The following is a 20,956-nucleotide window of genomic DNA, read 5'->3' as shown; positions in this document are numbered from 1 at the left end:
CGATTGTCAGTCGGCGGCCGACGGGCGCGGCGTGCGCGCGACGACCCAGGCTTCGACGCGCGCGACGCCGGCCTGCTTCAGCACCCGCGCCAGCTCGGCCAGCGTCGCGCCGCTGGTCATCACGTCGTCGACCAGCGCGACGTGCCGGCCGGCCAGCTCGCCGCGCCGCAGCGGCTCGACCGCGAACGCACCGCGCACATTGGCCGCGCGCCGCTCGGGCGGCAGGTCGAGCTGGTGCGCGGTGGCGCGCAGCCGCAGCAGCAGGCCGGCATCGGCGCGCGCCGGGCCGCCGGCGGCGAGCCGCCGAGCCAGTTCCCAGGCCTGGTTGAAGCCGCGCTCGCGCAGGCGTTCGACGGCCAGCGGCGCCGGCAGCAGCAGCTGCGGCCAGGGTGAGGCATCGCGCTGCCGTGCCGCATGCAGGCGCGCCGCCAGCGCATCGGCCAGGTCGAGCGCGCCGTTGAACTTGAAGCGGGTGATCAGCCCGGACCAGGGGTGCGCATAGCCGGCGCCGGCAAAGGCGGCATCGAACGGCGGCGGTGCCAGCACGCAGGCGCCGCAGGTCGCGACGCCTGCCGGCACCTCCAGCGCGCAACGGTGGCAGCGTGGTACGGGGACGGCGAAGCGCTGCACGCAACCCCGGCACACGCGGGCAGCGGCACCGGTCTCCCAGCCTTGGCACACCGCGCACAGCGAGGGCATGTGGCGGAGCAGGCGCGAGAAGATCACCGGCTCAATATACTGCCCGCCGATGAGCGATTCCCCTTCGGCCGATACCTCGCGACGCTTCGATCGCGCGGTCGTCGTGCGGGCGTTGCGCCGGCTGGCCGGCGCGCCGCAGGCGCCGTGGCTGCACGGCGAGATCGCGCGGCGCATGGCCGAGCGCCTGGCCATCGTGCGCAAGCAGCCGGATGCGATCGCCGACTGGTGGAGCTTCGGCGGCGCCGGCGCCGAGCACCTGGCGCGCGCCTACCCGCAGGCGCGGCGCCTCTTGGTCGAGCCGACTGCAGCGCTGCGCGAGCGCAGCGCGGCGCTCGCGAAGTCGCCCTGGTGGTCGCCGAAGCGCTGGAGCGGCGCGCCGGTGACGGTCGTCGCTGCCGACCAGGTCGAGCCCGGCAGCGTGCAGCTGGTGTGGGCCAACATGATGCTGCAGGCGGTGTTCGACCCGCCGGTGGTGCTCGGCCAGTGGCAGCGCGCGCTGGCGGTCGACGGCTTCGCGATGTTCTCGTGCTTCGGCCCGGACACGCTGAAAGAGCTGCGCGCGTTGTACCGCCGCCTCGACTGGCCGGTGCCGGCCGCCGATTTCGTCGACATGCACGACCTGGGCGACATGCTGGTGCGGGCCGGTTTCGCCGATCCGGTGATGGATCAGGAGCTGATCACGCTGACCTGGGCCGACCCGCAGGCGCTGCTGGCCGAGCTGCGCGGGCTGGGCGGCAACGCGGCGCCGGAGCGCTTCGCCGGGCTGCGCACGCCGCGCTGGCGCGCGCGCCTGCTGGCCGCGCTGCAGGCCTTGGCCGGGCCGGACGGCCGCATCTCGATGAGCTTCGAAGTGGCGTACGGCCATGCGTTCAAGGCGCCGCCACGGGTGCCGATGGCGGCCGAGACGACGGTGTCGCTGGACGACATGCGTGCGCTGGTGCGCGCGCGCCAGGGTTCAAGCTGAGGGCCTCGGGATGGCCGCCTGCGCTAAACTCGCGGGCTTGAAAAATGCGGTTTCGTCCGGGGTGCGCGGCCAGGGGTGCGGCAGCGGGTCGGGGGAACCGTCGAAGAACAGATCTCTGGAGGCAACTGGAGAAGGCGCAGTATGTCCACAAGCTCGTCGGCGGCGTGGCAGCCCTCGGCACCCCGGGCAGAGTTTCGCTTCGGTCACGAATCCCGCGGGGAGGGTGGCCCGGCAGGCTGGTCGATCGACTGGCGGCTCAAGCGCAACTGCTCGATGGCGCCCAGGCAGCTGCTCGCGTTCTACCTGTCGTTGTGCATCCTGTCGTTGGGCATTGCCACGATGTTCTGGTTCCAGGGCGCACGAATGATCATGACCTTCGCCTGGATCGAGTTGTTCGCCGTCGGGCTCGCGCTGTGGGTGGTCGCGCGCCACGCGACCGACAGCGAGAGCATCGTGCTGCGCAACGACCGGCTGACGGTGGAAGTCGCGAACGGGCAGCAGGTCGAGCGGGTGGAGTTCCAGCCCGCCTGGGTGCGGGTGGAACCCGCCCATGGCGACCAGTCGCTGATCGAGCTGTCGGGCCAGGGGCGTCGGATTGCGGTGGGGCGCTTCGTGCGGCCCGAGTTGCGCAGCCAGCTGGCGCAAGAGTTGCGCCATGCGCTGCGGCGCTGGCAACAAGGGGCGGCGCGGCCGTCTCCGGTGTGATTTTGGGAAAACTGAAACGACCATGATGAAGCAGACGAAAACACTTTGGCAGCGGGCGGGAGAACTCAGCCTCGGCCTGGGCGCCGCGTTGGCCACATCGGCTGCCATGGCCGTCAACAGCCTGCCGGGAGGGCCGGCCGTCAACCAGCTCGACCTGCACCCGCCGGTCACCGCGATCGCCGCCGAGCAGCGCTGGCTGCACTACTTCGTGATGATCATCTGCGTCGTGATCTTCCTCGGCGTGTTCGGCGTGATGTTCTATTCGATCATCAAGCACCGCAAGAGCAAGGGCGCGAAGCCGGCCAACTTCCACGAGAGCACGACGGTCGAGATCATCTGGACCATCGTGCCGTTCGTGATCGTGATCCTGATGGCGTTGCCCGCCACCAAGGTGGTGGTCGCGATGAAGGACACCAGCGCAGCCGACCTGACCGTCAAGGCCACCGGCATCCAGTGGAAGTGGGGCTACGACTACCTGAAGGGCGAAGGCGAGGGCATCGGCTTCGTCTCGACGCTCGACGTGACGCAGCGCGAGATGTCCGACTCCGGCAAGCCGTCGGGCGACGACTACCTGCTGAAGGTGGACAACCCGCTGGTCGTGCCGGTCGACAAGAAGGTGCGCGTGATCACCACAGCCACCGACGTGATCCATGCCTTCATGGTGCCGTCGTTCGGCATCAAGCAGGACGCGATCCCCGGCTTCGTGCGCGACACCTGGTTCCGCGCCGAGAAGATCGGCGACTACTACGGGCAGTGCGCCGAGCTGTGCGGCAAGGAGCACGCCTACATGCCGATCCACGTGAAGGTGGTGTCCGCCGAGGACTACACCAAGTGGGTCGACGGGAAGAAGAAGGAAATGGCCGCCGCGGCCGACGATCCGGCCAAGGTCTGGGAGCAGCCCGCGCTGCTCGCGCGCGGCGAGAAGGTGTACGCCGCCAACTGCGCCGCCTGTCACCAGCCGAACGGCAAGGGCGGCGGTCCGATCAAGCCGCTCGACGGTTCGCCGGTCGTGCAGGACACCGACAAGACCAAGCAGATCCACGTGGTGCTGAACGGCCAGAACAACGGCGCGATGCCATCGTGGAAGCAGCTGTCCGACACCGACATCGCCGCGGTCGTCACCTACACGAAGAACAACTGGTCGAACAAGACCGGCCAGACCGTGCAGCCGTCGGAAGTGCTCGCCGAGCGCAAGCAATAACGTACGCAACAGCGCAAGCAACAGCCAGCGTCGCCCAAAGGAACCTACCCATGAGCGCAGTTCTCGATCCCCACGGCCACTCGCATGATGCGCACGACGCGCACGGCGACGAGGCGCACCACCACCCGCACGGCTGGCGCCGCTGGGTCTACGCGACCAACCACAAGGACATCGGCACGCTGTACCTGCTGTTCTCGTTCACGATGCTGATGGTCGGCGGCATCCTTGCGCTGCTGATCCGCGCCGAGCTGTTCCAGCCGGGCCTGCAGATCGTCAACCCGCAGCTGTTCAACCAGCTGACGACGATGCACGGGCTGATCATGGTGTTCGGCGCGATCATGCCGGCCTTCGTCGGGTTCGCGAACTGGATGGTGCCGCTGCAGATCGGCGCGGCCGACATGGCCTTCGCGCGCATGAACAACCTGAGCTTCTGGCTGCTGATCCCGGCCGCGTTGATGCTGGTGGGTTCGTTCTTCATGCCCGGCGGTGCGCCGGCCGCCGGCTGGACGCTCTATGCGCCGCTGACGCTGCAGATGGGCCCGTCGATGGACGCCGGCATCTTCGCGATGCACATCATGGGCGCGAGCTCCATCATGGGCTCGATCAACATCATCGTGACCATCCTCAACATGCGCGCGCCCGGCATGACGCTGATGAAGATGCCGATGTTCTGCTGGACCTGGCTGATCACCGCCTACCTGCTGATCGCGGTGATGCCGGTGCTGGCCGGCGCCATCACGATGACGCTGACCGACCGCCACTTCGGCACCAGCTTCTTCAACCCCGCCGGCGGCGGCGACCCGGTGATGTACCAGCACATCTTCTGGTTCTTCGGCCACCCCGAGGTGTACATCATGATCCTGCCGGCCTTCGGCATCGTGAGCCACATCGTGCCGGCCTTCGCCCGCAAGCGCCTGTTCGGCTACACCTCGATGGTGTACGCCACCGCGTCGATCGCGATCCTGTCGTTCATCGTGTGGGCCCACCACATGTTCACGACCGGCATGCCGGTCACCGGCCAGCTGTTCTTCATGTACGCGACGATGCTGATCGCGGTGCCCACCGGCGTGAAGATCTTCAACTGGATCGCGACGATGTGGCGCGGCTCGATGACCTTCGAGACGCCGATGCTGTTCGCGGTCGGCTTCATCTTCGTGTTCACGATGGGCGGCTTCACCGGCCTGATCCTGTCGATGGCGCCGGTCGACATCCAGCTGCAGGACACCTACTACGTGGTGGCGCACTTCCACTACGTGCTGGTGGCTGGCTCGCTGTACGCGATGTTCGCCGGCTTCTACTACTGGGCGCCGAAGTGGACCGGCGTGATGTACAACGAGACGCGCGGCAAGATCCACTTCTGGGGCTCGCTGATCGCCTTCAACGTCACGTTCTTCCCGATGCACTTCCTGGGTCTCGCCGGCATGCCGCGCCGCTACGCCGACTACCCGATGCAGTTCGCCGACTTCAACATGATCGCGTCGATCGGCGCGTTCTGGTTCGGGCTGATGCAGGTCTACTTCTTCCTCTTCATCGTGCTGCCGTGCATGCGCGGCAAGGGCGAGAAGGCGCCGCAGAAGCCGTGGGAAGCTGCCGAAGGCCTGGAATGGGAAGTGCCGTCGCCGGCGCCGTTCCACACCTTCGAGACGCCGCCCAAGTTGAACGCTGCGGCCACCAAGGTGATCGGCTGATGACGCCGGAGCAGAAGAAGAACAACCGCCGGCTGGGCTGGATCCTGGCGTCGGTCGCGGTGGTCTTCTTCATCGGTTTCATGGCCAAGGCCGCTCTTTTCGGGCTTTGATCCGGATCTCGACGTCATGAGCGACCAAGGCCTCAAGACCGACAACCTCCGCATGGCCGGCAAGCTGGTCGTCGTGGCGGTCGCGATGGCCGGCTTCGGCCTGGCGATGGTGCCGATGTACCGCTCGATCTGCGAAGCGCTCGGCGTCAACGTGCTGTCGCTGTCGGAACGCGCGGTGCCGGGCAATTCGGACGCGACGCACAAGAACACGCAGGTCGATGCGAGTCGCACCATCACGGTCGAGTTCGATGCGAACGCGCACGGGCCGTGGGAGTTCAAGTCGATGCAGCGCTCGATCGACGTGCACCCGGGCGAGCTCGCGACGGTGATGTACGAGTTCCGCAACGTGCAGAACCGCACGATGACCGCGCAGGCGATCCCGAGCTATGCGCCGAAGCAGGCCTCGCCGCACTTCAACAAGCTCGAGTGCTTCTGCTTCAGCGAGCACACGCTGCAGCCGGGCGAATCGAAGCAGTGGCCGGTGGTGTTCGTGATCGACCCGAAGCTGCCGAAGGACGTCAAGACGATCACCTTGTCGTACACCTTCTTCGAAGTGGCGGGCGGCAAGGTGGCCGCCGCGCCGAACGAGCCGTCGGCGGTGAAGGGCGGCTCATGAGCGACGGATTGAAGGATGCGGTGAAGCGCCGCGGCTCGTTCCTTGCGACGATGAAGGCGGTCGCCTGGTCGTTCTTCGGGGTGCGCAAGTCGGGCGACTACGAGAAGGATGTGGAGCAGCTGAATCCGGTGCACCTGGTCATCGCGGGCGTGCTCGGCGCCGCGCTGTTCGTGATCGTGCTGGTGCTTCTGGTGCAGTGGGTGTTGTCCAGCGGTGTCGCCACCGCGGGCTGAAGAGTTGAAGAGAAACAGATCGGACTAGCAGGAGAAAACATGTCGTCAGCGACGCATTCGGGCCAGGCGCCCCACTACTTCGTTCCGGCGCCTTCGCGGCATCCGGTCATGGCCGCCTTCGGCCTGCTGATGGTGATCTTCGGCGGCGGCCAGTGGGTCAACGGCCACGGCTGGGCGGCGTACCTGGTGCTGTTCGGGCTGCTGTGGTGGGCCTTCGTGCTGAAGCAGTGGTTCGGCGATGCGATCGGCGAGAGCGAGGGCGGGCTGTACAGCGACCGCATCGACGTCTCGTACCGCTGGAGCATGAGCTGGTTCATCTTCTCCGAGGTGATGTTCTTCGGCGCGTTCTTCGGCGCGTTGTTCTGGGCGCGGCTGCATGCGGTGCCCAACCTCGGCAGCTTCGACAACGCGATCCTGTGGCCCGACTTCAAGGCGATCTGGCCGAGCTCGGGCGTCGGCATGACCGCGGCGCCGGCCGGCACCGTCGAGCCGTTCCGCACGATGGGCCCGTGGCCGATCCCGACCATCAACACCGCGCTGCTGCTGAGCTCGGGCGTCACGCTGACGATCGCGCACCATGCGCTGATCGCCGGCCACCGCGCGAAGACCATCGGCTTCATGTGGGTCACGGTGCTGCTGGGCATCCTGTTCCTGACGCTGCAGGGCTACGAATACCACCACGCCTACACCGAGCTGAACCTTAAGCTGTCGTCGGGCGTCTACGGCTCGACCTTCTTCATGCTGACCGGCTTCCACGGCTTCCACGTGTTCGTCGGCATGCTGATGCTGCTGTTCATCACGCTGCGGCTGCAGCGCGGGCACTTCACGCCGCAGCGCCATTTCGGCTTCGAGGGCGCCGCGTGGTACTGGCACTTCGTCGACGTCGTGTGGCTCGGCCTGTACATCGTCGTGTATTGGCTCTGAATAGACCCCCCAGTCCGGGCTCGGCCCCCGAGGGGCGCCTCCCTTGGCCCGGCGGAGCCGGATCCTGGGGAGTGGCTTGATGGAAGAGCGCCCTGCGGCGCTCTTTTTTTGCCTGCCGTGATCAGTTCGTGCGGATGCCGGTGGGTTGGATCCAGCCCATCCAGTAGCTGAACAGGATGATCGCGAACAGCAGCACCGACAGCCCGACGCGCACCGCGAGCGCGCGCATCATGTTGCCGCTCTTCGGCTTGCCGTCCCGGCCGTCGCGCATCATGAAGACCCCGGCGAACGCGAGCGCGCCGATGATGAAGACGAACGCGACGCCGATCAGGTATTTCATGGGCAACGATTATTCCACCGTGCACCGTTGCATCCCAGGCAGGGGCAAGGCATGCCGCGCATGAGCAGCGCCCGCCGGCGCGCTGCGATCGTGCTGCTCGCGACGCTCGTCGGCATGGCCATCACCGCACGGCTCGGCGTGTGGCAGTTGAGCCGCGCCGCCGAGAAGCGCGCACTGCAGTCGGCGCTCGACGAACGCGGCCACCTGCCGCCGCTCGACGACGCATCGCTCGCCAGCACCGCGGCGCAGGCGGAGCTGCAGCACTACCGCCCGGTGCGCCTGCGCGGCACCTGGCGCGCGCAGAACACCGTCTACCTCGACAACCGGCAGATGGACGGCCGCCCGGGCTTCTTCGTCGTCACGCCGCTGCTGCTGCCGGGCGGCGACGCGGTGCTGGTGCAGCGCGGCTGGGCACCGCGCGACATGGCCGACCGCACCCGCGTGCCGGTGGTGCCGACGCCGCCCGGCGAGGTCGAGCTGCTCGGCCTGATCGCCCCGCCGCCCGCCCGGCTGTTCGACTTTGCCGGCGGCGTGGCCGCTGCCATCCGGCAGAATCTCGAACCCGCGGCGTTTTCGCAGGAGATCGGTGTCCGGCTGCGGCCGCTGTCGGTGCAGCAGCAGGACACCCCGGGCGCGGCCGGCGACGGCCTGGCGCGCCGCTGGCCGGCCCCCGCGGTCGACATCCACAAGCACTACGGTTACGCGTTCCAGTGGTTCGCGATGTGCGCACTGATGGCAGGTCTGTATGTCTGGTTCCAACTCGTCCGCCCCCGGCTCCGGCGCCGCGCCTGATTCGCCGCTGAACTTCAGCGTGCATTCGCTGCCGTCGCCGGCGCTCGTCGACGCGCAGCGCCGCACCGCGGCCGGCCGGCTGCGCATGCTGCTGGTGCTCGCGGTGTGTGCCGCGCCGGTGATCGCGTCCTACTTCACCTACTTCGTGATCCGGCCCGAGGGGCGCACCAACTACAGCGAGCTGATCACGCCGTCGCGGCCGATGCCGGCCGACCTCGGGCTGCGCACGCTGGGCGGCGAGCCGGTCGCGGCCGAGGCGCTGCGCGGCCAGTGGCTGATCGTCGTCGTCGGCGATGCGGCCTGCGACGCGACCTGCGAGAAATACCTCTACCTGCAACGGCAGATCCGCGAGGCGCTCGGCCGCGAGAAGGAGCGCGTCGACAAGCTCTGGCTGGTCACCGACGCGCGCACGCCGCGGCCGGAGGTGATGCAGGCGATCTCGGTCGGCACGCCGGCCGCGGTGCTGCGCGTCCCGCACGAGCGGCTGGCGGCCTGGCTCGCACCGGCCGACGGGCAGGCACTCGCGCAGCACATCTACCTCGTCGACCCGATGGGGCAGTGGATGATGCGGGTGCCGCCGAACCCCGATGCCGCGCGGTTGAAGCGCGACATCGAGAAGCTGCTGCGCGCATCCGCGTCGTGGGACCAGCCCGGCCGACCGGCGCGGTGAGATGGGCGCAGTGGCGTCTTACGACCTGAGCCCGCTGGCGGTGATGGCGCTGGTGGCGCTGTTGCTGGCGACCGGCCCGCTGGTGTGGATCGCGCTGCGGCACCGGCGCGCGCACCCGGCCACACGGCTGCGCGCGCTGACGGTGATGACGCTGTTCCTGACCTTCGACCTGGTGCTGTTCGGCGCCTACACGCGGCTCAGCGATTCGGGCCTCGGCTGCCCCGACTGGCCCGGCTGCTACGGCCACGCCAGCCCGCTGGGCGCGCAAGGCCCCATCGAGGCGGCGCAGGCCGCGATGCCGAGCGGTCCGGTCACGCACGGCAAGGCCTGGGTCGAGATGGTGCACCGCTACCTCGCGAGCGCGGTCGGCGTGCTGATCATCGCGATCACGATCGCCGCCTGGCGGCAGCGGCGGCGCGATGCCCGTGCGCTGTCGCCCTGGTGGGCGACCGCGACGCTGGCCTGGGTCTGCGTGCAGGGCGCGTTCGGCGCGTTGACCGTCACGATGAAACTGTTCCCCGCCATCGTCACGCTGCACCTGCTCGGCGGGCTCGGGCTGCTGATGCTGCTGGCGGTGCAGGCGCAGGCCGACGACCGCCCGCCGCTGGCGGTGCCGGCCTCGCTGCGCCGCGCGGTGTGGGCGGTGCTCGCGATCGGCCTCGCGCAGGTGGTGTTGGGCGGCTGGGTCAGCACGAACTACGCGGTGCTCGCGTGCACCGATTTCCCGACCTGCCAGGGCGCGTGGTGGCCGGCGATGGACTTCGGCCACGGCTTCGCGGTCTGGCGCGAACTGGGCGCCGGCAAGGACGGCGGCTACCTGCCGTTCGCCGCGCTGACCGCGATCCACGTGGTGCACCGCCTCGGCGCGGTCGTCACGCTGTCGGCGCTGCTGCTGCTGGCCTGGCGGCTGCACGCGAGCGGTGATCCGGCACTGCGCCGCTGGGCGCTGCGCTGCGCGGCGATCGCGGCATGGCAACTCGCCAGCGGGCTCGGCAACGTGGTGCTGGGCTGGCCGCTGGTGGCGGCGCTGGCCCACACCGGCGGCGCCGCGGCGCTGCTGACACTGCTCGCGGCCCTGCTCGCGCGGGCGCATGTGGACGTTTTGTCCGTCGGGCGGCGTTCCGCTGCCACGCCTGCCTGGAGGCACGCCTCGTAAAATCGGCGGTTCGTTCCCATGTCCAACACCTTGACTCCCCCTGCTGCCACGACCACTCCCGTCGCGCGCCCGTCGCGCTGGCGGCAGTTCTACGCGCTGACCAAGCCGCGCGTGGTGCAGCTGATCGTGTTCTGCGCCGTCATCGGCATGCTGCTGGCGGTGCCGGGGCTGCCGGACTGGCGCCTCGCGTTGGCGGGCACCGCCGGCATCTGGCTGGTCGCCGCAGCCGCGGCAGCCTTCAACTGCCTGGTCGAGCAGCACATCGACGCCAGGATGGCGCGCACCGCGTGGCGGCCCACCGCCAAGGGCGAACTGACCAACACGCAGACGCTGCTGTTCTCCGGCGCGCTGTGTGCCGTCGGCAGCGCGATCCTCTACCTGCTCGTGAACCCGCTGACGATGTGGCTGACCTTCGCCACCTTCGTCGGCTATGCGGTGATCTACACCGTGGTGCTGAAGCCGCTGACGCCGCAGAACATCGTGATCGGCGGCGCGTCGGGCGCGATGCCGCCGGTGCTTGGCTGGGCCGCGATGCGCGGCGACGTCGGCCCCGAGGCGCTGATGCTGTGCCTGATCATCTTCCTGTGGACGCCACCGCATTTCTGGGCGCTGGCGCTGTACCGTGTCGAGGACTACCGCAAGGCTGGCCTGCCGATGCTGCCGGTCACGCACGGCAACGAGTTCACCCGGCTGCAGGTGCTGCTGTACACCTTCGTGCTGTTCGCGGCCACGCTGCTGCCCTTCGTGTTCGGCATGAGCGGCTGGATCTACCTGGCCGCGGCCGTCGTGCTGGGCGCGATGTTCACCGGCTACGCCTGGAAGCTGTGGCGCGAGTACTCCGATGCGCTCGCGCGCCGCACCTTCCTGTTCTCGATCTACCACCTGTCGCTGTTGTTCACCGCGCTGCTGGTGGACCACTACCTGAGCCCCCTGCTGTGATGATGATTCAACGCCGACTGTTCGTGCTCGCGCCCCTGGTCGTCACAGGGGCTGGCCTGCTGGCCGCCTGCGACAAGCTGCCGCCGTCGGCATCGTCGACGCCGGCCTTCAAGGCGGTCGACATCACCGGTGCCGACTACGGCAGCGGGCTGTCGCTGCCCGACCAGAACGGCAAGACCCGCACGCTGGCCGACTTCAAGGGCAAGCTGGCGGTGGTGTTCTTCGGCTACACGCAATGCCCCGACGTCTGCCCGACCACGATGGCCGAGCTGGCGCAGGTCAAGAAGGCGCTCGGTGCTGACGGCGACAAGGTGCAGGGCATCTTCATCACGATCGACCCGGAGCGCGACACGCCGGAAATCCTGAAGGCCTACATGGGCAGTTTCGATCCGAGCTTCGTCGCGCTGCGCGGAACGCCCGAGCAGACCGCCGCGGTGGCCAAGTCGTTCAAGGTGTTCTACGCCAAGGTGCCCGGCAAGACCGAAGGCAGCTACACGATGGACCACACCGCCGGCTCGTACGTGTTCGACACGACCGGCAAGCTGCGCTTGTTCACGCGCTATGGCAGTGGCAGCGAGGCGCTGCAATCGGACTTGAAGGCCTTGCTCGGCAGCGCGTGAAAACGCCGGCCTGAAAAAGAAAAGGGCCCTGCGGGGCCCTTTCTGCTGACCGCCAGCCGCCGTGTCAGGCGGCGGCTTCGGTCAACGCCTTGCGCATCTTCTTCATCGCGGCGACTTCGATCTGGCGGATGCGCTCGGCGCTGACGCCGTACTCGCCGGCCAGGTCGTGCAGCGTCATGCCGCCCGAGCTGTCGTCGTTCACCTTCAGCCAGCGCTCCTCGACGATGCGGCGGCTGCGGGCGTCGAGCGCGTCGAGCGCCTGGGCGATGCCGTCGCCGGCCAGCCAGTCGCGGCGTTGCGCTTCGATCACGCGGGTCGGCTCGCTGCTGTCGTCCGCCAGGTAGGCGATCGGCGCGTAGCTCTCCTCGCCGTCGTCGCCCTGCGGTTCGAGCGCGATGTCGCCGCCGGACAGGCGGGTTTCCATCTCGAGCACTTCCTCGCGCTTGACGTTCAGCTGCTGCGCGACGCGGTCGATCTCGGTCTGCGTCAGCGTCGCCCGGTGGGTCGAGCCGTCGACGGCGTCTTCCTTCATGCTCTGCTTCATCGAGCGCAGGTTGAAGAACAGCTTGCGCTGGGCCTTGGTCGTCGCGACCTTGACCATGCGCCAGTTCTTCAGGATGTACTCGTGGATCTCGGCCTTGATCCAGTGCATCGCGTAGCTGACAAGGCGCACGCCCTGATCGGGGTCGAAGCGCTTGACGGCCTTCATCAGCCCGACGTTGCCTTCCTGGATCAGGTCGCCGTGCGGCAGGCCGTAGCCGAGGTACTGGCGCGAGATCGACACCACCAGGCGCAAGTGCGACAGCACCAGCTTTCCGGCGGCTTCGACATCGCCGTTCTCGCGCAGCCGGCGTGCGTAGGACACTTCTTCCTCGTGTGTCAGCAGCGGGATCCGGTTGACCGCGGACATGTACGCGTCGAGGTTGCCCAGCGAGGGCACCATCGCGAACGGGTCGCGCAGGGTCAGGGCGTTTTCGGGGGACAGGGTGTTCGTGAGGGTCATGGAAGCATCAGACATGCTGAATTTCCTTTCGTTCCCTTGATATTAGCACTCGACTTCCGAGAGTGCTGACGACGCCGGGGCGTCCATCCGTCAGAGGGTCAGTGTGAGCGAATACTTGCAACAAAACGGCGGCAAATCTTGTTCCTGACCCCACTGGGTGCAAGGCTTTGCGATTATTCTGGTGGATTCCAACCACGGTGCCGTCCGGTGCCTTCGAGGAGAACATCACGATGAAGACCTGCCGTTTGCTGAAGAGTTTCGTGGTATCTGCCGCAACAGTGTGTTGCTGGACGGTACATGCCGCGTCGATCGCGCCGGCCGCGGCCCAGAACGGCATGGTGGTCACCGCGCAGCATTACGCGACGCAGGTCGGCGTCGACGTGCTGAAGAAGGGCGGCAACGCGGTCGATGCCGCGGTGGCCGTGGGTTACGCGCTGGCGGTGGTCTACCCGGCGGCGGGCAACCTGGGCGGTGGCGGTTTCATGACGATCCAGCTGGCCGACGGCCGCAAGACCTTCCTCGACTTCCGCGAGAAGGCGCCGCTGGCCGCGACGCCGAACATGTACCTCGATGCGAGCGGCAACGTCGTCAAGGGCCTGAGCACCACCGGCCACCTCGCGGTCGGCGTGCCCGGCACGGTGTCGGGCTTGGAGATGGCGCGGGCGAAGTACGGCACGATGAAGCGGTCGCAGCTGATCGCTCCTGCCATCACCTTCGCCGACAAGGGCTTCGTGTTGCAGCAGGGCGATGTCGACATGCTGCTGACCGCCACCGAGGATTTCCGCAAGGACCCGGCGTCGGCGTCGATCTTCCTGAACAAGGGCCAGCCGTTCGAGCCCGGCCAGCGCCTCGTGCAGAAGGACCTGGCGAAGACGCTGCGGCTGATCTCGCAGAAGGGCGAAGACGGCTTCTACAAGGGCACGGTCGGCGCGGCCATCGTCGCGTCCAGCCAGGCCGGCAAGGGCATCCTGACGCAGGCCGACCTCGACCAGTACAAGACCCGCGAACTGCCGCCGGTCGAGTGCGACTACCGCGGCTACCGCATCGTCTCGGCACCGCCGCCGAGCTCGGGCGGCGTCGTGATCTGCGAGATCCTGAACGTGCTCGAGGGCTATCCGCTGAAGGACCTCGGCTTCCGCTCGGCGCAATCGGTGCACTACCAGATCGAGGCGATGCGGCATGCCTACGTCGACCGCAACAGCTACCTGGGCGACCCCGATTTCGTCAAGAACCCGCTCGACCGGCTGCTCGACAAGGGCTATGCCGAGAAGATCCGCGGCGCGATCGATCCGGCCAAGGCCGGCGTGTCGAAGGACATCAAGCCCGGCGTCGAACCGCACGAAGGCAGCAACACCACGCACTATTCCATCGTCGACAAGGACGGCAACGCGGTCGCCGTGACCTACACGCTGAACGACTGGTTCGGCGCCAAGGTCACCGCGGCGAAGACCGGCGTGGTGCTGAACGACGAGATGGACGACTTCACCGCGAAGATCGGCGTGCCGAACATGTACGGCCTGGTGCAGGGCGAAGCGAACGCCATCGCCCCGGGCAAGCGCCCGCTGAGTTCGATGAGCCCGACGATCATGTCGCGCGACGGCAAGCCGGTGATGGTCACCGGCACGCCGGGCGGCAGCCGCATCATCACGGTGGTGGTGCACACGATCCTGAACGTCGTCGACTACGGGATGAACGTGCAGGAGGCGGTCGATGCGCCGCGCTTCCACCAGCAGTGGCTGCCGGAGACGACCAACGTCGAGGTCAATGCGCTGAGCCCCGACACCCGCAAGATCCTGACCGACATGGGCCACAAGCTGGGCGCTCCGCAGCCGGCCAACCATGTCGCGGCGATCCTGGTCGGCGCGCCGTCGCTCGGCGGCAAGTCGGTCGGCAAGAACCGGTTCTATGGCGCGAACGACCCGCGCCGCAACACGGGCCTCGCCGCGGGCTTCTAGCCGGCCGGATCCTCGCGGGGGATCGGTCGGTGTACCCACCGACCGCAGGGCTGTCATCCCTGGCCGGGCCGAGCGCCGGGCCGCCCCAAGCCGGCCCGGATCGCCGCGGGGGGATCGGTCGGTGTACCCACCGACCGAGGGGCTGTCATCCTCTAGCCGAAGCGTGTTTCGACGTCGTCGAGCACCGCATCGACGACGCCGAGCAGCTGGCTCACGCTGACCGGCTTGGTCAGGTACTGCCGGGCGCCGGCCGCCATCGCGGTCTCGATCTGGCTGGCCAGTGCGTCGGCCGACACCACCACCACCGGGATGCTCGCGGTGCCGGGGTCGGCCTTCAGGTGGCGCAGCAACTCCATGCCGTCGATGTCGGGCAGGTGCATGTCGAGCAGGATCAGGTCGGGCCGGCGCGCGCGTATCGCCGCCAGCCCGTCCAGCCCGGTCACCGACACGTCGAACTGCACCTGCGGCCGGCGCGCCAGGATGCCGCGCATCACCTCGACGTTGGTTTCGTTGTCCTCGACGTAGTGGACGATGCGCTGGTGGTAGCTGCCGGTGGCCGGGGCGATCTCGTCCAGCCCGGCCGGCGCGCTGTCGGCGGGGTTGGCCCGCGGCAGCGTCAGGATGAACGACGAGCCTTCGCCGGCGGTGCTGCGCGCACGCACCGCGCCGCCCATCAACTCGGCCAGCCGCTGGCTGATCACCAGCCCGATGCCGGTGCCTTCGAGCGACGAGCGCTCGCGCCCGAGCCGGTTGAACGGCTGGAACAGCTGCGACAGCTGCTGCGGCGTCATGCCCAGCCCGGTGTCGGTGATCGTGATCTCGACGCTGTCGCGCTGCCCGCCCGCCGTGCTGCGCCGTGACGCCACGTGGATGCGGCCGCCCTCGGTGTTGTACTTCACCGCATTGCTCAGCAGGTTGATCAGGATCTGCTTCACGCGGGTGGCGTCGCCGGTGACGCGCTCGGCGTTGTCGGCCAGCTCCTGCGTGATCGTGATGCCGCGGCGCCGAGCGTCCTGCTCGACGAGCGACAGCGCCGCGGCGACCGCCTCGTGCAGGTCGATCGCGTCGGCCTGCAGGTTCAGCGTGCCGGATTCGATGCGCGACAGGTCGAGCACGTCGTTGATCATGTCGAGCAGGTGCCAGCCGGCGCTCTGGATCTGCGTGACCCACGGGCGCTGTGCGATCGGTAGCGGGTGGTTCTGGTCCAGCTCGAGCAGCTGCGCGAAGCCGAGCATCGCGTTCAGCGGCGTGCGCAGCTCGTGGCTCATGCGCGACAGGAAATCGCTCTTCGCGCGGTTCGCCGCCTCGGCCAGCTCGCGCGCTCGCTCGGCCTCGGCCAGCCGCAGGTGCTCGGTGATGTCCTCGACCACGCCGACGATGCGCCGCGGCTGGCCCTGCAGGTCGCGCAGCAGCGTGACGATGGTCTGCACCCACACCTGGCGCCCGTCGCGCGTCACGTAGCGGCCCTGGCGTCGGTACATCGGGATCTCGCCGCGCAGCAGCTGGCTCGTCATCTCGAGGTCCTGCGAGCGGTCGTCGGGGTGCGTCAGCGCGGCGACGTTCATGTCGACCAGCGCCTCGGCGCTGTAGCCGGTCAGCGCGCAGTACTGCGGGTTCACCTGCTTCACGTTGCCGTGCAGGTCGGTGTAGACGACGCCGATCGGCACGTGGTTCAGGATGTTGCGGAAGCGCTGCTCGCTCTCGCGCAGGTCGGCCTCGGTGCGCTGGCGCTCGGCGATCTCGCGCTGCAGCGCGGCGGTGCGGTCGTTGACCGCGACTTCGATGCGGCGGGTGCGGCCGGTGACGGTCAGCATCAGCGCGCCCAGCATCGAGGTGGCGAGCAGCCCGACCAGCGAGAACAGCAGCGCGTTGCGCTCGCGCACGTGCGGCACCGCGGAGCGCGACGAAGTGACGCGGATGTCCCACTGCCGCCCGGCAAACGCGAACGAGCGCACGTGGGACAGGTCGGCCGACTGCGTCTCGCAGCCGATGGTGCCGGCCAGGCGCCGCCGTTCGGCGATCGGGTCGGTGTCGACGATGCAGACGTCGAGGTAGTGCGGCAGCGTGCCCTTGAACGCCTGCAGCGCGTCGTCCATGCGCAGCGTCACGAACACCACGCCGCGCGCCGCCGCGACCCGGTCGCTGACGGTGGTCGGCATGCCGGCGTAGACGGCCTGGTAGATCACGACGCCGGTCTGCGTGCCGGCGCCGTCCTGCGTCAGCAGGAAGCCGGCGCTGGCGGCCGGCCGGTCGGTGCGCACCGCCGAATCGATCGCCATGCGCGCGGCGGCGATCGACCGGGTGTTGACGCCCAGCGCCGCGGCGTTCGCCTGCTGCGGCTCGATGTAGCGGATCGCCGCGACGGTGTCGTCGGGCGCCGGCTTGAAGCCGGAGTCGAAGCGGTCGAACACGCGGTAGCCGGGCAGGCCGGTCGCGCGTACCCGGGCCTCGAAGGCCGGCACCTGCGAGCGCGGCATCAGCTCGGTCCAGCCGAGCGCCTGCAGGTGGCCGCCGACCTCGAGCCAGGCGGCCGCGGCGCGGTGCATTTCCTCGCGCGTCACGTCGTCGGACGAGATCATCACGCCGCGCAGCGCTTCGAGCGCGTGCAGCGGGTACTGCAGCTGCGCGGCGAGGTTGGACGACGCATGGATCGCATCGCGATCGAAGGCAGCCTGCACGCGGGCGTCTTCCCATTGCGCGACCTGGCGCACGCCGAGCGCCATCAGCAGCGTCGCGATGCCGAGCGTCAGCCCGACGGTGCGGCGGCGCGCGGCCCATTCGTCGCGCGGCCGGCCGATCAGCGTCAGCGCGACCGGCGTGCCGATCAGCACGCCGAGCGCATCGCCGGCCCACCAGGTCCACCAGCTGAAGACCAGTTCGTCGAGCGGCTGGCGGCCGGCCAGCCACAGCGCAAGCGTCGCGACGCTGCAGCTGACGAGGCTCGCGGCGATCGCGCCGAGCCCGAAGAAGACCGCGATGTCGCGCGGTTCGTTCAGCGTGACCGGCTGCGGCAGGAAGCGCTGCACCAGCACGCTGGCCAGCGCCGCCTGCAGCGTGGCGCCGACGGCGATGGCGGCCGGCACCGCGAGGCCTGCGAGGGTCCACCCGCCCTGGTCGATCGCGATGCCGGCGTTGACCAGGAAGGCGCCGACCAGCACGCCTGGCAGCATCCGCCATCCGTAGACCAGCAGGCAGGCCAGCGCGATGCCGGCGGACGGGTACAGCGGCGACGCGAGGCTGGGCGGAATCGCCAACGCCAATGCGGCCCAGCCGACCACCGCATAGGCGACGGCGGTGCCCGCGAGCGCGAACGGCCAGTCCGGCCAGTTCGTGGTGGGGCGGGGCGTCGCTGGCGTCATCGAATCGATGGGGCGAGGTGGGGGCGAGGGGAGCCTATCACCTCGGTGCGGTCCTCAGTCGGTGCCAAACGACGTGGCGCGCATCGTCAGGCGACTTCGTGTCCGCTGCCGGCCTGCCAGATCTCGGTCCACGATTCGGCGTCGAGCTTCAGCTGCAACGCGGCCAGCGCCTCGCGGATCGCCTCCAGCCGCTGCGAGCCGGTCAGCGGGTGCGGGCGGGTCGGGTGGCGCAGCAGCCAGGCGTAGGCGACCGTCGCTGCGCTGACGCCGTGGCGCTGGCCGACCGCCTGCAGCGCGGCCTGCACGCGGCGCGAGCGTTCGTCGCTGCCGGTCAGCAGCTTGCCGCCGGCCAGCGGCGACCAGATCATCGGACGCAGGCGCAGCCGCTGGCATTGGTCGAGCGTGCCGTCGTGCAGCGGCGACAGGTGCAGCGGGTGCAGTTCGATCTGGTTGGTGGCCAGCGCGATGCGGCTGTTCAGCAGCTCGAACTGCGCCGGCGTGAAGTTGGACACCCCGAAGGCCCGCACCTTGCCGGCCTGGCGCAGCGCGGTGAAGGCCTCGGCCACGTCGTCGGCCTCCATCAGCGGATCCGGACGGTGGATCAGCAGCAGGTCGAGGTGGTCGGTCTGCAGCGCGCGCAGCGAGTTCTCGACGCTGCGGGTGATGTGCGCCGGCGAGGTGTCGTAGTGCTTCACCCGGTGCTCCGGCCGCGCCTCGCCGACCAGCTTGATGCCGCACTTGCCGACCAGCTGCATGTGCTGGCGCAGCATCGGCTTCAGCGCGAGCGCCTCGCCGAACAGCGCCTCGACCCGGTAGCCGCCGTAGATGTCGGCATGGTCGAAGCTCGTCACGCCGAGTTCCATGCACTGCTCGATCCAGCGCACGCGCTGTTCGGCGTCCCAGCCCCAGTCGGCCATGCGCCAGGCACCGGCGACGATCGGGGAAAGGGCGAGGTTGGGGGCGTTGACGGGGCTCATGATGGCTTCAGGCTGTCGGCGGTGGAGGGTGAGTGGCACATGGGCGCGGGTCAGCAGTGTGCGCCCGCGCGCCGGGGAAAGTCAGAGGGTAACAGTCCGTTTCGCTTGCATTGCCTGGGGCGAATCCCGACGATATCGACGCCAGAATGCGCGCCGCCCTGTCCCGACTCCACGGATCCATCCCTTGCTTTTCCGCTGCCTCCGATTCCCCCGCCTGCCGCGGCCGTCGCTGCGCGCCATGCTGATGGCCGTGCTGGTGACGGCGCTGCCGGCGTGGTGCGCCGCGGCCACGCTGCAGCTGACGGTGCAGGGGCCGGCGCGCAGCCTGGCCGAAGGGGCGGAGTTCCGCGTCGACGCCACCGGGCAGCAATCGCCGCAGGCGGTGCTGGCCGAAACCGAGGGCTGGCAGCGCCTGCCCGACGACGAACTGTTCGGTGCGCGCTGGCCGGCCGTGACCTGGGTGCGTTTCAGCGTGCAGGTGGGCGCCGGCAGCGAGGCCGACTGGTTCCTCGAGTTGCCGCATGCGACGCTGATGCGCGCCGAGGTCTACCGCGTCGGCCCCGAGTCGCGCCTCGGCACGCCGCAGGCGAGCGGCGTGCTGACGCCGATCTCGCAGTGGCCGGTGCGCGCGTCGCTGCCGGTGTTCCAGCTGCATGCCGATGCGCAGCGGGCGACCACCTACCTGCTGCGGCTGGAGCACCCCGCCACGCTCGGCGGCGCGCCGCTGATCCGCAGCCCGCGCGACCTGCTCGAAAGCCAGGGCATGGCCCAGCTGTTCATCGGCGCGTACTTCGGCCTTGCGCTGCTGGCGCTGCTGTACGTCGCGGTGCAGGCGGTGGCGCACCGCGACGGCACGCTCGGCTGGTGCAGCGCCTACCTGGTCGCGATGATCCTGACGCTCGCCTGCCTGAGCGGCCAGGTGCACCAGACGCTGGTCGGCGAGGAGCCGGCGCTGAGCATCCTGCTGCTGATGCTGAGCCCGGTGCTGCTCGGCGCGGTCGGGCTGGGCTTCCTGCGCTCGGCGGTGCCGCAGGCGGTGATCGGTCCGCTCGAGCGCGCGCTCGTGTGGCTGTGCGTCGTGCTGGCGGCGGTGCTGACGCTGGCCTACCCGTTGCTCGACCTGGCCGAGCGCTGGTTCCTGACGCGCTCGTTCGGCGCGCTGTCGATGCTGGTGGGCGGCGGGCTGCTGGTGCGCTCGCTGCGCTGGCAGCTGCCGCACGTGCGCTGGCTGGCGGCCGGCCAGATCGTGCTCGGCGCCGGGGCGGCACTGCCGTTGCTGAAGGGCTTCGGCTTCGTGCCGAGCGGCCTGTTCTCGCAATACGGGCTGCTGTTCGCGAGCGCGATCGACCTGCCGCTGCTGCTGTATGCGATGTCGCTGCTGCGGCGCGACCACGACGTGGTGTCGGCGCGCCTGCGCGAGGCCGCGCAGTACGACCCGCTGACCGGCCTGCTGCGCCCGAAGGACTTGCTGCCGCGGCTGGCGCAGATGAAGTTCCGCAGCCAGCGGCACGGCATCCGCAGCGCGGTCGTGATGTTCGAGGTGGTGAACCTGCGCGACATCCGGCTGCGCCAGGGCGCGTCGATCGCCGAGCAGGCGCTGCTGATGGCCGGCCGGCAGGTGCAGCAGGGCATGCGCGCGTCGGACGTGGTGGTGCGCTTCAACGAGCAGCGCGTGGTGGCGCTGCTGGACGGGGTGGCCAATCCGGGCGAGGTCCTGATGATCGTGCACCGCATCATCCACCAGGCCCAGCACTACACCGGCGAACTGCCGGGTGCCGAGACGCTGCAGATGCACGCGGTGGTGGCGCACCTGCCGGAAGACCGGCGCGACACGCCGCAGGCGCTGGTCGACGCGCTGGTGTCGCACCTCGGCCGCATGCGCCCGGGCAGCGGCGCGCGGCTGCGCCAGCTGACGACGATCGCGCCGCAGCGCCAGCGGCCGCGCTGGTGGCGGCGGTGGCTGAAGACGCGGCCGTGGGAGGCGGGGGCGGAGTAGCTGAGCCGC

20 protein-coding genes are annotated in these 20,956 nt (G+C 69.3%); 15 read left to right on the top strand and 5 right to left on the bottom strand.

Going from position 1 to position 20,956, the window contains the following annotated elements; all coding sequences use genetic code 11:
* Positions 1-6: 6 nt before the first annotated feature.
* The gene (locus FHT26_RS15240; protein WP_168560952.1) at positions 7-699 is read right to left on the bottom strand and encodes a ComF family protein; all 693 of its coding nucleotides are present in this window, start codon (positions 697-699) and stop codon (positions 7-9) included.
* A gap of 49 nt (positions 700-748) precedes the next feature.
* Here FHT26_RS15240 and FHT26_RS15235 point away from each other — a divergent pair, with 49 nt between their 5' ends.
* From FHT26_RS15235 to FHT26_RS15205, 8 genes are all read left to right on the top strand, one after another.
* Positions 749-1,663: a class I SAM-dependent methyltransferase gene (locus FHT26_RS15235; RefSeq protein WP_246867890.1), complete on the top strand. Its 915-nt coding sequence runs from the start codon at positions 749-751 to the stop codon at positions 1,661-1,663.
* 141 nt (positions 1,664-1,804) lie between these two features.
* Positions 1,805-2,368, top strand: coding sequence for a DUF2244 domain-containing protein (locus FHT26_RS15230; RefSeq protein WP_168560951.1), 564 nt, complete (start codon positions 1,805-1,807; stop codon positions 2,366-2,368).
* A 25-nt stretch (positions 2,369-2,393) separates the two neighbouring features.
* The gene (coxB, locus tag FHT26_RS15225; RefSeq protein ID WP_168560950.1) at positions 2,394-3,569 is read left to right on the top strand and encodes a cytochrome c oxidase subunit II; all 1,176 of its coding nucleotides are present in this window, start codon (positions 2,394-2,396) and stop codon (positions 3,567-3,569) included.
* Positions 3,570-3,619: 50 nt separating this feature from the next.
* On the top strand, positions 3,620-5,257 hold the full coding sequence (ctaD, locus tag FHT26_RS15220) for a cytochrome c oxidase subunit I (RefSeq protein WP_168560949.1): 1,638 nt from the start codon (positions 3,620-3,622) through the stop codon (positions 5,255-5,257).
* The gene (locus FHT26_RS29535) at positions 5,257-5,367 is read left to right on the top strand and encodes a cytochrome oxidase small assembly protein (protein WP_210427404.1); all 111 of its coding nucleotides are present in this window, start codon (positions 5,257-5,259) and stop codon (positions 5,365-5,367) included. Before ctaD ends, FHT26_RS29535 begins: the two co-directional genes overlap by 1 nt.
* A 16-nt stretch (positions 5,368-5,383) precedes the next feature.
* Positions 5,384-5,983: a cytochrome c oxidase assembly protein gene (locus tag FHT26_RS15215; protein ID WP_168560948.1), complete on the top strand. Its 600-nt coding sequence runs from the start codon at positions 5,384-5,386 to the stop codon at positions 5,981-5,983.
* Entirely contained in the window at positions 5,980-6,216 is a 237-nt protein-coding gene (locus FHT26_RS15210; protein ID WP_056815966.1) for a DUF2970 domain-containing protein, read from the top strand. The genes FHT26_RS15215 and FHT26_RS15210 overlap by 4 nt, the downstream gene beginning before the upstream one ends.
* Positions 6,217-6,255: 39 nt before the next feature.
* Positions 6,256-7,140 carry a cytochrome c oxidase subunit 3 gene (locus FHT26_RS15205; RefSeq protein WP_168560947.1) on the top strand — a complete coding sequence of 295 codons (885 nt, stop codon included), beginning with the start codon at positions 6,256-6,258 and terminating at the stop codon, positions 7,138-7,140.
* 121 nt (positions 7,141-7,261) lie between these two features.
* Here FHT26_RS15205 and FHT26_RS15200 read toward each other — a convergent pair whose 3' ends face one another.
* On the bottom strand, positions 7,262-7,480 hold the full coding sequence (locus FHT26_RS15200) for a twin transmembrane helix small protein (protein WP_168560946.1): 219 nt from the start codon (positions 7,478-7,480) through the stop codon (positions 7,262-7,264).
* Positions 7,481-7,540: 60 nt separating this feature from the next.
* On the opposite strand from FHT26_RS15200, the gene FHT26_RS15195 reads away from it, so the two are divergent.
* The 5 genes from FHT26_RS15195 to FHT26_RS15175 are packed head-to-tail and all read left to right on the top strand — an operon-like array spanning position 7,541 to position 11,657.
* On the top strand, positions 7,541-8,272 hold the full coding sequence (locus tag FHT26_RS15195; protein WP_349238155.1) for an SURF1 family protein: 732 nt from the start codon (positions 7,541-7,543) through the stop codon (positions 8,270-8,272).
* Positions 8,226-8,942: an SCO family protein gene (locus tag FHT26_RS15190; RefSeq protein WP_168560944.1), complete on the top strand. Its 717-nt coding sequence runs from the start codon at positions 8,226-8,228 to the stop codon at positions 8,940-8,942. Before FHT26_RS15195 ends, FHT26_RS15190 begins: the two co-directional genes overlap by 47 nt.
* 1 nt (position 8,943) lies before the next feature.
* Positions 8,944-10,098 (top strand): COX15/CtaA family protein, encoded by a 1,155-nt coding sequence (locus FHT26_RS15185; protein WP_168560943.1) that lies wholly within the window; start codon positions 8,944-8,946, stop codon positions 10,096-10,098.
* 18 nt (positions 10,099-10,116) lie between these two features.
* Positions 10,117-11,037, top strand: coding sequence for a heme o synthase (gene cyoE / locus FHT26_RS15180; RefSeq protein ID WP_168560942.1), 921 nt, complete (start codon positions 10,117-10,119; stop codon positions 11,035-11,037).
* Between the two features lie 2 nt (positions 11,038-11,039).
* Positions 11,040-11,657 carry an SCO family protein gene (locus FHT26_RS15175; protein ID WP_168560941.1) on the top strand — a complete coding sequence of 206 codons (618 nt, stop codon included), beginning with the start codon at positions 11,040-11,042 and terminating at the stop codon, positions 11,655-11,657.
* A 64-nt stretch (positions 11,658-11,721) separates the two neighbouring features.
* On the opposite strand, the gene rpoH is transcribed toward FHT26_RS15175, so the two are convergent.
* Entirely contained in the window at positions 11,722-12,675 is a 954-nt protein-coding gene (rpoH, locus tag FHT26_RS15170) for an RNA polymerase sigma factor RpoH (protein ID WP_168560940.1), read from the bottom strand.
* A gap of 215 nt (positions 12,676-12,890) precedes the next feature.
* On the opposite strand from rpoH, the gene ggt reads away from it, so the two are divergent.
* Positions 12,891-14,615, top strand: a complete 1,725-nt coding sequence (gene ggt / locus FHT26_RS15165) for a gamma-glutamyltransferase (protein WP_168560939.1) — start codon at positions 12,891-12,893, stop codon at positions 14,613-14,615.
* A 152-nt stretch (positions 14,616-14,767) separates the two neighbouring features.
* Here the strand turns inward: ggt and FHT26_RS15160 are convergent, their stop codons facing one another.
* Entirely contained in the window at positions 14,768-17,974 is a 3,207-nt protein-coding gene (locus tag FHT26_RS15160) for a CHASE domain-containing protein (protein WP_168560938.1), read from the bottom strand.
* Between the two features lie 86 nt (positions 17,975-18,060).
* Complete coding sequence (locus FHT26_RS15155) at positions 18,061-18,951, bottom strand: aldo/keto reductase (RefSeq protein ID WP_168560937.1); 891 nt, start codon at positions 18,949-18,951, stop codon at positions 18,061-18,063.
* 238 nt (positions 18,952-19,189) lie between these two features.
* Between FHT26_RS15155 and FHT26_RS15150 the strand changes: the two genes are divergently transcribed.
* On the top strand, positions 19,190-20,947 hold the full coding sequence (locus FHT26_RS15150; RefSeq protein WP_168560936.1) for a sensor domain-containing diguanylate cyclase: 1,758 nt from the start codon (positions 19,190-19,192) through the stop codon (positions 20,945-20,947).
* The last annotated feature ends 9 nt before the right edge of the window (positions 20,948-20,956 follow it).

This window comes from Rhizobacter sp. SG703, from assembly GCF_012275445.1.
In the GTDB taxonomy this organism is placed as follows: domain Bacteria; phylum Pseudomonadota; class Gammaproteobacteria; order Burkholderiales; family Burkholderiaceae_C; genus Rhizobacter.
The sequence above is the reverse complement of the archived record's forward strand: the minus strand, read 5'-3'. Positions and strand labels throughout refer to the sequence as shown.